The organism is Salinimonas lutimaris, from assembly GCF_005222225.1.
GTDB classification, from domain to species: domain Bacteria; phylum Pseudomonadota; class Gammaproteobacteria; order Enterobacterales; family Alteromonadaceae; genus Alteromonas; species Alteromonas lutimaris.
Window position 1 is genome coordinate 20,848 of sequence record NZ_CP036536.1, and the last position, 11,653, is coordinate 32,500.

Annotated in this window: 14 protein-coding genes (1 of these 14 cut by a window edge); 8 read left to right on the forward strand and 6 right to left on the reverse strand. The window is 50.3% G+C overall.

Going from position 1 to position 11,653, the window contains the following annotated elements; genetic code table 11:
- Nucleotides 1–11: 11 nt before the first annotated feature.
- Genes trkA through def form a run of 4 tightly spaced genes read right to left on the reverse strand, consistent with a single transcriptional unit; the run spans nucleotide 12 to nucleotide 4,208 of the window.
- The gene (gene trkA, locus EZV72_RS00090; RefSeq protein WP_137165342.1) at nucleotides 12–1,391 is read right to left on the reverse strand and encodes a Trk system potassium transporter TrkA; all 1,380 of its coding nucleotides are present in this window, start codon (nucleotides 1,389–1,391) and stop codon (nucleotides 12–14) included.
- Nucleotides 1,392–1,423: 32 nt separating this feature from the next.
- A complete protein-coding gene (gene rsmB / locus EZV72_RS00095; RefSeq protein WP_137165343.1) occupies nucleotides 1,424–2,740 on the reverse strand; it encodes a 16S rRNA (cytosine(967)-C(5))-methyltransferase RsmB in 1,317 nt (438 codons plus the stop codon).
- Entirely contained in the window at nucleotides 2,740–3,690 is a 951-nt protein-coding gene (gene fmt / locus EZV72_RS00100; protein ID WP_137165344.1) for a methionyl-tRNA formyltransferase, read from the reverse strand. The genes rsmB and fmt overlap by 1 nt, the downstream gene beginning before the upstream one ends.
- Nucleotides 3,691–3,698: 8 nt before the next feature.
- Nucleotides 3,699–4,208: a peptide deformylase gene (gene def / locus EZV72_RS00105; RefSeq protein ID WP_137165345.1), complete on the reverse strand. Its 510-nt coding sequence runs from the start codon at nucleotides 4,206–4,208 to the stop codon at nucleotides 3,699–3,701.
- 196 nt (nucleotides 4,209–4,404) lie between these two features.
- Here def and EZV72_RS00110 point away from each other — a divergent pair, with 196 nt between their 5' ends.
- The 7 genes from EZV72_RS00110 (at nucleotide 4,405) to EZV72_RS00140 (ending at nucleotide 10,027) form a co-directional block, all read left to right on the forward strand.
- Entirely contained in the window at nucleotides 4,405–5,493 is a 1,089-nt protein-coding gene (locus EZV72_RS00110; protein ID WP_137165346.1) for a LysM peptidoglycan-binding domain-containing protein, read from the forward strand.
- A complete protein-coding gene (gene dprA, locus EZV72_RS00115; RefSeq protein ID WP_232364466.1) occupies nucleotides 5,494–6,687 on the forward strand; it encodes a DNA-processing protein DprA in 1,194 nt (397 codons plus the stop codon). It abuts the gene before it with no gap.
- Nucleotide 6,688: 1 nt separating this feature from the next.
- A complete protein-coding gene (locus EZV72_RS00120; protein ID WP_137165347.1) occupies nucleotides 6,689–7,165 on the forward strand; it encodes a DUF494 family protein in 477 nt (158 codons plus the stop codon).
- A 22-nt stretch (nucleotides 7,166–7,187) separates the two neighbouring features.
- Nucleotides 7,188–7,733 carry a DNA topoisomerase family protein gene (locus EZV72_RS00125; protein ID WP_137165348.1) on the forward strand — a complete coding sequence of 182 codons (546 nt, stop codon included), beginning with the start codon at nucleotides 7,188–7,190 and terminating at the stop codon, nucleotides 7,731–7,733.
- Nucleotides 7,734–7,743: 10 nt separating this feature from the next.
- Complete coding sequence (locus tag EZV72_RS00130) at nucleotides 7,744–8,307, forward strand: Sua5/YciO/YrdC/YwlC family protein (protein WP_137165349.1); 564 nt, start codon at nucleotides 7,744–7,746, stop codon at nucleotides 8,305–8,307.
- Nucleotide 8,308: 1 nt separating this feature from the next.
- Nucleotides 8,309–9,214: an oxygen-dependent coproporphyrinogen oxidase gene (gene hemF / locus EZV72_RS00135; RefSeq protein ID WP_137165350.1), complete on the forward strand. Its 906-nt coding sequence runs from the start codon at nucleotides 8,309–8,311 to the stop codon at nucleotides 9,212–9,214.
- A gap of 138 nt (nucleotides 9,215–9,352) precedes the next feature.
- On the forward strand, nucleotides 9,353–10,027 hold the full coding sequence (locus EZV72_RS00140; RefSeq protein WP_137165351.1) for an OmpW family outer membrane protein: 675 nt from the start codon (nucleotides 9,353–9,355) through the stop codon (nucleotides 10,025–10,027).
- Nucleotides 10,028–10,084: 57 nt separating this feature from the next.
- Here EZV72_RS00140 and EZV72_RS00145 read toward each other — a convergent pair whose 3' ends face one another.
- Complete coding sequence (locus EZV72_RS00145) at nucleotides 10,085–10,513, reverse strand: group II truncated hemoglobin (protein WP_137165352.1); 429 nt, start codon at nucleotides 10,511–10,513, stop codon at nucleotides 10,085–10,087.
- On the opposite strand from EZV72_RS00145, the gene aroE reads away from it, so the two are divergent.
- Nucleotides 10,512–11,342 (forward strand): shikimate dehydrogenase, encoded by an 831-nt coding sequence (gene aroE, locus EZV72_RS00150; protein WP_137165353.1) that lies wholly within the window; start codon nucleotides 10,512–10,514, stop codon nucleotides 11,340–11,342. The two genes, EZV72_RS00145 and aroE, sit on opposite strands and share 2 nt — an antisense overlap.
- On the opposite strand, the gene EZV72_RS00155 is transcribed toward aroE, so the two are convergent.
- On the reverse strand, nucleotides 11,339–11,653 hold the 3' portion of the coding sequence (locus EZV72_RS00155; RefSeq protein WP_137165354.1) for a gamma carbonic anhydrase family protein. 216 nt of this gene lie beyond the right edge of the window; the window shows 315 of its 531 coding nt (coding positions 217–531); its start codon lies off the right edge, out of view; the stop codon is at nucleotides 11,339–11,341. The genes aroE and EZV72_RS00155 overlap by 4 nt on opposite strands.

Sequence of the window (11,653 nt, forward strand, 5' to 3'; positions counted from 1 at the left end):
TTTCAGCCTGGTCAGCCAAAGAAGAAGGCGCTGGGCTGGAAGATTTTCTCCACATCCCCGATATATTTTTTATCCACCAAAAATAGAATTACGTGGTCGTTGGCTTCAATCACAGTATCGCTGTGCGCAATAATCACCTGGTCATCGCGTACGATTGCGCCGATGGTTGTGCCTGGTGGCAACTTAATGCTGCCAATTTCCCGGCCAACAACACGCGAGGTATTTTCATCACCGTGAGCAATGGCTTCTATAGCTTCCGCGGCTCCCCGGCGAAGTGAGTACACATTAACAATGTCGCCGCGACGAATGTGAGTAAGCAGCGCGGAGATGGTGGCCTGTTGTGGGGAGAACGCTATATCGATATCGCCGCCCTGTACCAGATCCACATAGGCGCTGCGCTGAATCAGCACCATCGCTTTTTGTGCCCCCATACGCTTGGCCAGCATGGCTGACATGATGTTGGCTTCATCATCGTTGGTCACGGCAATAAAGGCATCAACCTGATCAATACTTTCTTCGGTCAACAGCTCAGGGTCCGAGGCATCACCGCAAAAGACAATGGTTTTATCCAGGTGTGCCGATAAATACTGTGCGCGTTCCCGATCAAACTCAATCAGCTTTACGTTGTGATTATGCTCAAGGCGCTTGGCCAGTCCAGCACCAATCAATCCGCCACCGGCAATCATAATGCGCTTATAGCTGGACTCCAGCTTTTGCAGTTCGCTCATCACCGCCCGGATATGCTTGGTGGCAGCAATAAAAAACACTTCATCATCGGCTTCAATGACGGTTGTGCCAAGCGGTCTGATCGGCCGGCCGCGCCGGTAAATGGCGGCCACCCGGGTTTCCACATTAGGCATATGCTCTTTTAACGCAGACAGGGCGTGACCCACCAGTAGACCGCCGTAATAAGCCTTAACTGCCACCAGACTGGCTTTGCCTTCGGCAAATTCCACAACCTGCAACGCGCCGGGATAATCAATCAGGCGCTTGATGGCTTTGGTAACCAGCTGTTCCGGAGCAATAATGTGATCAACCGGAATATCCTGCTGTTTATACAGCTGTTCCTGATAAATGATGTATTGTTCTGAGCGAACCCGGGCAATTTTGGTAGGGGTTTTAAATAAGCTGTAGGCAACCTGACACGCCAGCATGTTGCTTTCATCGCTGTTGGTCACTGCAATGAGCATATCAGCATCTTCGGCGCCGGCTTTTTTCAGAATATCAGGGTGTGAACCTACCCCGACAACCACTTGCAGATCCAACCTATCCTGAAGGGCCCGTAACCGGTTATGATCAGAGTCAATGACGGTGATTTCATTTTTTTCACCAACCAGGTTTTCAGCCAGTGTGCCTCCGACCTGTCCGGCACCAAGGATGATTATCTTCATTAACTCTGCTTACACTCTGTTGAAAAGCTTATCTATTTGGACTTTACCAGCCTGCAATAATAGAAACCATCCATTTGTTGCTCGGCGGGCAGTATTTGACGCCCCGGTGCCTTGGCGGTATCGGCCTCATGCAGAGGACTGTGCTGGGCATCATCCTGACGGGCTAAAAAAGTCAGCATCTGGTCGCGGTTTTCATCGGGTAACAGCGAGCAGGTTGCATACAGCAGCGTCCCGCCTGGCTTTAAACGTGACCACATGGTATCAAGAATCCGGGCCTGCAATTCAACCAGCTGTTCAATATCAGTACGCTTGCGCAGCCAGCGAATATCCGGATGACGGCGAATAACCCCGGTGGCAGAGCAGGGCGCATCAAGCAAAATGCGATCAAACTGGGGGGTATCTTTCAGGCTTTTCGGGTCAGCAGCATCTGCGCAGACCATTTGCGGCGAAAGCTTTAAGCGCTGCATGTTTTCAGCCACACGTTTTAATCGGATACTGTCGTTATCCAGTGCAATACAGTCTTGCAGCTCTGGTTGTCGCTCAAGAATATGTGCTGTTTTACCGCCGGGTGCTGCGCAGGCATCCAGTACCGTCTCCCCTGGCTGTGCATCAAGATAGGCAGCAGCCAGCTGAGCAGCGCCATCCTGTACCGAGAACAACCCTTCTGCAAAGCCCGGCAGGGAAGGAATATCCCGGCGCGTCAACAGAATCAGGCCATCTGGATGAGCATCACTAAGCGCATACTGCAATCCGGCATCATCGAGCAGGTGCTGATAGTCAGTACGGCTAATCTGGCGCTGATTCACTCTTAGCCAAATCGGCGCTACCGCATTACTTTGCGCAATAATATCGTCTAGCTGGTCTGGGTAAGCCTGTTGCAGCTTTTTATACAGCCATTTAGGCATACCGCTTTGAATAATCGGATCCGTACTGCGCTGTTCAGTCAGTGCCTGACGCTGAAAATTACGCAAAACCGCGTTGACCAGTCCCCGCAGATTCTTACCGCCCAGAAAGTCTGCCGCATTGACCGTTTCACCCACTGCAGCATGCGCCGAAACCCGGCTAAAGGCTAACTGGTAGAAGCCAAGCAGAATCAGGTGTTCCAGAATCTTTTTGTTATTTTTCAGTGGGGTATCGAGCAGCTGACGTAACCAGACCTGTAACTGTGGCAACTGGCGCAGTACGCCCATCGACATTTCCTGTAACCAGGCACTGTCCTGGGCCGAGTGACGCTGCTGCACCTTGTGCAGACATTCGCGGGAGGATTTACCATTTTCCAGAATCTGATAAATCACCCATGCAGCATCGGCCCGCAGATTTTTTTTACGGGGAAGAGAAACCACTGACATTATTGTGCTCCGCCTACCGGTTGGCCTTGTTCAAACCAGTGCTTACGAGCATTGATGACATCTGCCGCCGCCAGTGGCTTTTTGCCCGGAAGCTGCAAAGATAAAATACGTAGTGCCTGGCTGGCAGTTGCCACAACAATCCCGTTTTTATCTGCCCGGATGACCGTTCCCGGTGTCTGTCCCTGCGTATCGGGTTCAACCTCAGCCTGCCAGATTTTTACCTTCTCGCCGCCCAGTTCTGCCCAGGCTACCGGCCAGGGGTTAAACGCCCGAATGTTTCGCTCTAGCTGAACCGCGTCTGTATGCCAGTCAATTTGAGCTTCTTCTTTGGATAGTTTTTTGGCGTAGCTGGCCTGTGCGTCATCCTGAGGTTGTGCCTCTAGCGCATCAATATTATCCAGCACATGTAACAGTGCCTGTGGGCCTAATTCTGCCAGCCGGCTGTACAGGGTGGCGCTGGTATCCTGAGCCGATATATCAATAGCGGCAATATGCAGCATGTCGCCGGTATCCAGTCCTTCGTCCATCTGCATAATAGTGACGCCGGTCTGCTTATCACCGGCCCACAGAGAACGCTGAATAGGGGCCGCGCCACGCCATTTTGGTAAAATGGAACCGTGTACATTGATACACCCACGAGGTGGGGTGTCCAGCACGGCTTTAGGCAGCAACAGCCCGTAGGCCACCACCACCATAATATCAGCAGAAATAGACGCCAGTTCATGCTGAGCTTCTTCGCTTTTCAGTGAATGAGGCTGATAAACCGGAATCGCATGTTTCATCGCTAACTGCTTAACCGGGCTGGCGGTCAGCTTCTTGCCGCGTCCGGCTGGCCGGTCTGGTTGTGTGTATACCGCGACCACCTCGTGCTCACAGCTTAATAAAGCCTGCAGATGGTCAGCAGCAAAATCCGGCGTACCGGCAAAAATAACCCGAAGTGAATTAGCCACAGGACCTCTTATGCTTTTGCTGCCAGACGTGCGTCTTTTTCCAGTTTTTTGCGGATACGCTGGCGCTTTAGTGGCGACAGATAATCTACAAACAGCTTACCTTTGAGGTGGTCAAGCTCATGCTGAATACAAATTGCCAGCAGTCCTTCCGCCTCAAGCTCAAATGGCTTACCTTCGGCATCCAGCGCTTTCACTTTTATCGCCTCTGCCCGCTCAACCTTGGCATAGTTATTAGGCACAGACAAACACCCTTCTTCAGAGATGGTGGAGCCGTCTTTTTCGGTAATTTCCGGGTTAATAAATACCCGTGGTGTGTCCTGATTTTCAGAAACATCCATCACCACTACCTGTACGTGCCGGTCAACCTGAGTGGCTGCCAGTCCGATGCCATTTTCATCTTTCATGGTTTCAAACATGTCTGAAACCAGTTGCTTAATTTCGTCGTTCACTTCTGAGACCGGCTCTGCCACAGTGCGCAGCCGCTCATCAGGGAATCGTAATACGTCTAATATCGCCATCTGTCGTGATTACACTCTTTGCTGTATGAATTAATATACGATCCAACTGCCAGCATTATTTACACCTGGATAATGCATACTATTCTACCGTATTACCTCTATACGTGCAGTTTTTTATCTGGGAGCTGAATTTATCCTGTTACTTGCCGATATAGAGATGTTGCGTGAAATTTCAACGAGAATAAAGGTAAAGAACATGATCCGTCGCAGGGATAAAGTGGCGTTGAAGCGAACATTTCGCCAGTGTGTGGCTGCTATGCTTATGCTCCCAGTCTCGCTGGTACAGGCCGCTATTGAAATAAAGGATTCAGCGCCAACCACTTATACAGTTGAGAAGAACGATACCCTGTGGGACATCGCTAACATCTTTCTGGACAAGCCCTGGTTATGGCCTCAACTGTGGCGTACCAATACACAGATCGTAAACCCGCATCTGATTTATCCTGGAGACATTCTGCGAATTCGAATTGTGGATGGTCAGCCGGTACTGGAGCTTGCCCGCGAGAAAACCCGCCTGACGCTGGCCCCCGGTACGGTGAAAAAAGCCAAAGCGCAACCGATCAACACCTTACCCTGGGAAGCCATTGCACCCTATATTAATCAAAATGAGATTATCGACGCTCAGGCGTATAACGTGCTGCCACGGTTACTGGGCAATGCCAGCGGGGATATCCGTTTTGTCACCGATGATCTGGTATTAAGCCGTAGTTTTGGCCGTCCTGAAGATCAGTTTCGGGTTGTGCGTAAACAATCTACTATCACCAACATGGATGGCGATGTGCTGGGCATTCAGATTCATCACGTCGCCGATGCCAGTATGGTGGAAAGTCATATTCCCACACAGTGGCTGGTTAAGGTCGATGGTTCAAACCTTGAAGCCAGCCGGGGTGACCGGCTTTATAGCGGTCAGTTCAGCACGGTAGACAGTATGCAAATTCAGCCTGCTACAGCACAGCGCGGTAAAGTGGTGGGCAATCTTCATCAACATCAGTTGCTGGGGAAAAATGATGTGGTGATTATCGATGTGGGCGGGCAGCAGGTGGTGCCGGGTACGGTGATGGGGATTTACACCCAGGGCCCGGATATCATTGACGGCGAGCAGCCCCGGTATGCCAATGAAGCAAGCGCTGTCTTTAGTGCATTTGAGGATGGCTCCACCGTCACGCAGCCTGCACTGAAAGTAGGCGAAATTGTAATCTTCAAGACGTTTGATAAAGCCAGCTACGGCATCATTACCCGAGCCCGCGAACTGGTTAAAAACGGGGACATAGTCGCCCGGCCATAAATGAGTAACCCATACGTGCAGTGCACCATGGGGGGTTGCCAGTGCCGTCTTGATCACCAGACGGTACAAGGCATGATTGATTATACCCGGGCCAGTCACTGTTATGTGGCGCTGGCCAGCATAGTGACTATTCGCCCGGCAACCTGGCTGGCATTCATGGATGCCACTCAGTTACCGGTGCAGGCATTTTTTGATGAGCGGCGCAGCCAGTTTGCCGCTCATTGTACGGATACACAATACGGTCAGTTATGTCAGGCTTTGTCTGCGCCTGATGAGTCACAAATGGCCGCCGCACTGAGCTGGGAGTCTGAAGAGGCAAGCAACAGCTTGTTATGCCCGGCTGATGCTGCCTATCCGGCCACGCTGTTAAGCCTGGACTCACCGCCATTGGTATTATTTATTAAAGGCAGTGTGGCGGCACTACACAGCACGCAGATAGCCATCGTGGGCAGTCGCCGGGCCAGCCACAACGGGCTGCATTATGCCCGCCACTTTGCATATGCACTGAGCCAGGCTGGGATAACAGTGACCAGCGGACTGGCACTGGGCATTGACGGGGCGGCGCACCAGGGGGCGCTGGAGGCAACCGGGGTAACCAACGCAGTCATGGGGACCGGGCCGGATGTGATTTATCCCAAACGTCATCGTGCCTTACATCAGGCTATAGTGGAAGGCGGTGGGGCGGTAGTTTCAGAGTTTTTCCCGGCCGAGGTTCCCCGACCGTATAATTTTCCCCGTCGCAACCGGATTATTGCGGCGTTAAGCAGAGGTACACTGGTGATAGAGGCAACAATTCGCAGCGGCACCTTGATAACTGCAAATTTGGCCGCAGATATGGGACGCGATGTATTTGCGCTACCCGGAAGTATAGACAACCCGCTGAGTGCCGGTTGTCACCATCTTCTTAAACAGGGCGCAATACTGACAACCTGTTATGACGATGTGCTGGCTGAGTGGGGAGAATTTCACACCACCACGCAAATAACACGCCACCGGAAACAAAAAAGTCAGGATGAAAGCTTGGCAACCGATAAATTATTAGCTAGTGTGAATTATGATGTCACCAGTATTGATATCATTACCGAGCGCAGCAACCTGCCTGTATCAGACGTACTGGCAACATTATTACACTACGAGTTGCGTGGCCTGGTAGCCGCTGTTCCTGGCGGTTACGTCAAATTGAGGGGGAAATAACATGTTTGACATCCTCATGTATCTGTTTGAAAACTTCATTCACAGCGAAACGGAAATTCGGGTCGATCAGGACGAATTGACAGATGAGCTTGTGCGTGCCGGTTTTCATCATGATGAGATCTACAAAGCGCTGGCGTGGCTGGAAAAATTAGCCGCTCTGCAGGAAACCGATATTAACCCCTATTTCTGTAAAGGAATCACAACCAGTCTGAGCCGCATCTATACGCACGAAGAACAAATGCGTCTGGATGTTGAATGCCGCGGCTTCTTGTTGTTTCTCGAGCAAATGGGCGTACTGGACGCAAGCACCCGCGAAATGGTGATTGACCGGGTAATGGAAATTGATTCCACCGAGTTTTGTCTGGAAGACCTCAAGTGGGTAGTTCTGATGGTACTGTTTAATGTACCGGGTAAAGAAAATGCTTATGCGCAAATGGAAGATTTGTTATTTGACGAATCTGAAGGCGTATTACATTAAGCGGAGGCACCACTAACTCTAGATGTCGAAAATCGATCATTCACTCTTTGATGGCCCGCAAGCCGAAGCTCATACGTGCCCACAATGCGGTAGTGCACTGCGCATACGTAACAGCAAGAGCGGGCCTTTTATCGGCTGTACTGCTTACCCGCAGTGTACCTACAGCAAACCCCTACATGATAATCAAACCACTGTTTTAAAAGAAATTGAAGGTACCCAGTGTCCGGAGTGCGGATTTGGCATGGCGATTAAAAAAGGTCGCTATGGCATGTTTATCGGGTGCTCCAACTATCCTGATTGCCATCATATTGAGCCGATTAAAGAGCAGGAAGATACGCAGATCAGCTGTCCGAAATGCCAGTCCGGCCATATCATTGAGCGTACTAACAAGTACGGCAAACAGTTTTTCGCCTGTGATAATTATCCCAAATGCCGTTATGTGGTAAATTCACAGCCGGTTGCGGAGGAATGTCCTTCGTGTGGATGGGCGATGTTAATCAAAAAGAAAGGGCAGATTATGTGTCCTCAGCCACTATGTGATTACCGCCAGCCTGTCTCATCACAGTGAGAGTAAATACATGCAACAAGAATCATCACATGATGATCCGGTACTGAACGCGTTTATTCAGGGTCAGTTACTGGTCTATCCCACCGAAGCAGTTATGGGTATTGGCTGCGATCCCGACAATGAAAGTGCCCTGATGAGCCTGCTGGCTATCAAGAACCGACCGGCAGAAAAAGGGGTTATTCTGATTGCCGACAGCTATTCACGCTTGTTGCCTTATGTGGATGACAACGCAATTCGACAGGATCGCCGCACGCAGATTATTTCCAGTTGGCCGGGGCCGGTTACCTGGTTATTGCCCAAGTCAGCCGATGCACCCGCGTGGATTACCGGTGAACACAGTAAAATAGCGGTACGGGTAACAAACCATCCGGTGGTTCGCCAGTTATGTGAAAAGCTGGGCAAACCGCTGGTCTCAACCAGTGCTAATCCATCAGGAGAGGCTCCAGCCCGCAATCAACAGGAGGCCCGGGCCTATTTTGGGGACAGTGTCGTGTATGTGGATGGCGAAACGGGCGGATTGACCAATCCCAGCAAAATTTTCGACGGTGATACCGGCGCCGTGGTGCGGAGCTAATATGAATGACAACCAGACTATCGCTCAGGTAAAAAGTTTTTTACTCAATTTGCAGGACCGTATATGCCAGACTCTGGAGCTGGCAGACGGCAAAGGCCAGTTTGAAGAAGACAGCTGGGAGCGGGAAGAAGGTGGTGGTGGCCGCTCCCGAGTCATGAAACAGGGCGCGGTTATAGAGCAGGGTGGCGTGAACTTCTCGCATGTGCATGGTGCTGCTATGCCGGCATCAGCAACGGCGTCGCGACCAGAACTGGCTGGTCGCAGTTTTCAGGCCATGGGCGTGTCGCTGGTGATACATCCGCATAACCCCTATATCCCTACCTCGCACGCTAATGTGCGCTTTTTCATTGCTGAAAAACCGGGGGCAGAGCCAATCTGGTGGTTTGGGGGCGGATTTGACTTAACCCCTTTTTATCCGTTTAAAGAAGACGTACAACATTGGCACAATGTAGCCAAACAGCTGTGTGCTCCGTTTGGCGAAGATGTCTATCCCACTTATAAAAAATGGTGTGACGATTACTTTTATCTGCGTCATAGAAACGAAACCCGAGGCGTGGGCGGGCTGTTCTTTGATGATTTAAATGAGTGGGGCTTCGAACAGAGCTTTGCGTTTATGCAGGCGGTGGGCAATGGCTTTCTTGATGCCTATGTGCCTATTCTGGAAAAGCGCAGAAACACTTCCTACACAGAGCGGGAGCGGGATTTTCAACTTTATCGTCGCGGCCGCTATGTCGAGTTTAATCTGGTATGGGACCGCGGTACGCTGTTTGGTCTGCAGTCTAACGGACGGACCGAGTCTATCCTGATGTCTATGCCTCCGCTGGCACGCTGGGAATATGCGTATGAACCGGCTCCTGGCTCTGCGGAAGCAAAACTGGCTGACTGGTTAAAACCCATAGACTGGTAAGCGGATGATGGCACATTGATCCAGGTCAATGTGTCGTGACCATCTACTCACCACCTGATTCAGCACTTGTTCCAGATCAATTTTTCTTTCTGTCAGCGGCGTATCCTAGCCATATAAATGACTGACAAAGAGAGATTTATGAAAATTGCACTGCTTAGCTCACTGATTGCCATAACACTGATAAGCGCTTCTGATGCGCTGGCACATCAGCAAGGTGACATACTTGTCAGAGCCGGCGCCACCACGGTAGCTCCGGATGAGTCCACTTCGACTATTATTGTGGGTGACAGTGACCTGGGCGTTGATCTTGCCATTGGCAATAATACTCAGCTAGGGCTGAATATCGCCTGGTTTTTCTCTGACCGTTTCAATCTGGAGTTGCTGGCCGCTACACCGTTTAAACATGATGTGGATTTTGGTGTCAGCGATCCACTTGGTACAGGCGAACAGTTAGGTGAAGTGACCCATCTGCCACCTACCTTGTCCGTAAACTACTATTTTAATCGTCCATCCTCAGTCTTTCAGCCGTATATTGGCGCGGGTATCAATTATACCTTTATCTTTGATGAGGAATTCAGCAAAGCTAATCAGGATGCCGGACTGTCAGCACTGTCACTGGATAATAGCTTCGGTTTATCAGCGCAAATCGGGCTGGACTACATGCTGGACAAAAAATGGCACATCAATGCTTCAGCCCGCTGGATTGATATTGACACCGAAGCCACGTTTACAGCCGGCGGCGTGAGTAGCCGGGTGAACGATATTGAGATAGACCCCTTTGTGTATACCGTGTCTGTCGGCTATACCTTCTAATCACTTTACTTTCTTGCTGCATAGCCTGACTTGCGCCTTCTTAGCTGAAGGCGCTTTTTAGTCTTGCCGGTTAATCATATGCTCTGCCAGTTGATCCAGCGCATCAAGTAAGCGGTGTGCCAGTGTCAGGTCGGTCACATTTTCCAGCATCGCTTTACGCATGCAGTACATCCACTGGGCTTTCAGGGCTGGCGTGACGGCAAACGGTAAGTGTCGGGCCCGTAACCGTGGGTGACCGTGTTGCTTCTCAAATTCATTAGGCCCGCCCAGCCACATCATTAAATAAAGAAAAAACACGTGGCGTATACGCGTCATGGGCTGAGGATGAATAGCCAGTAATTCTGCTGCCATCGGATCGGTTTCCATAATATCGTAAAACCGGTTAGCTATGGTTTTTACTACAGGTTCGCCACCAATAGCCTCGTAAGGTGACTGACTAGTTGATACCATCTTCTTATCCCGTTTTAAAAACTGTAATAAACCCATGAAAAAATTTGCTGTCTTCGGAAATCCAATTGCACAGAGTGTATCACCCTCTATCCATAAAATGTTTGCTGAACAGGTAGGCGAGTCTATTGAATACGACAAGCTTCTGGCACCGCTGGATGGTTTTAAATATGAGGCAACAGCATTTTTCAGCCAGTCAGATGTGATGGGCTGTAACGTAACAGTACCGTTTAAAGGAGATGCCTGTGCGCTGGCCGATTCATTAAATAAAGCCGCTGAGCTGGCCCAGGCTGTCAATACGTTACATAAGACATCCGACGGTAAGCTGGCTGGGTATAATACTGATGGTATCGGTCTGGTCGCCGATTTGCAGAATCAGGGAATATCCCTGGCCGACCAAAAAATTCTGATTATTGGAGCTGGAGGGGCTTGCCGTGGCGTGGTTCATCCTTTACTTGATACCGGAATAGCAACGCTGGCTATCACTAACCGTACGACCGAAAAAGCCACTGCCATTGCTACCGGGGCTGACGATAGCCGGGTTATTGCGCTGGATAAAGCCGGTTTGTCTTCCTATCAGCCGGACATTATTATCAATTCGACTTCGGCCAGTCTCAGCCATACACTGCCAGATATGGAAGGTATCGACTTTTCACACTGTCAGCTGGCATACGATATGGTTTACGGCAGTCAGCCAACCACATTCATGCTTGCCATGCGTGAGCGAGGGATTCATAAGGTGGCCGACGGCTTGGGCATGCTGGTAGAACAGGCTGCTGCCTCATTTACTATCTGGACCGCCAAAACAGTGCAGACAGCTCCGGTTATTCAGATGCTCAGAGAGCAGCTTGTTCAAAAACAGTCCTAATCAGCCAGGTAATCGTCTTTCAACGCTACATAGTTTTGTGCTGATTTAGCCAGAAAGTCGATTTCAGCTTGTTTCAGAGGGCGCTTTTTCACCATTGGGTTACCCACGTATAAAAAGCCGCTCTCTAAACGCTTGTTGGGAGGCACCAGTGTACCTGCACCAATAAAGACATCATCTTCTACCACCACATTATCCATAATAATGGCGCCCATACCGACTAAAATACGGTTACCCAGCTGACAGCCGTGCAGCATACACTTATGCCCAATTGTTACATCATCGCCAATAATCAGCGGATAACCCTCAGGATT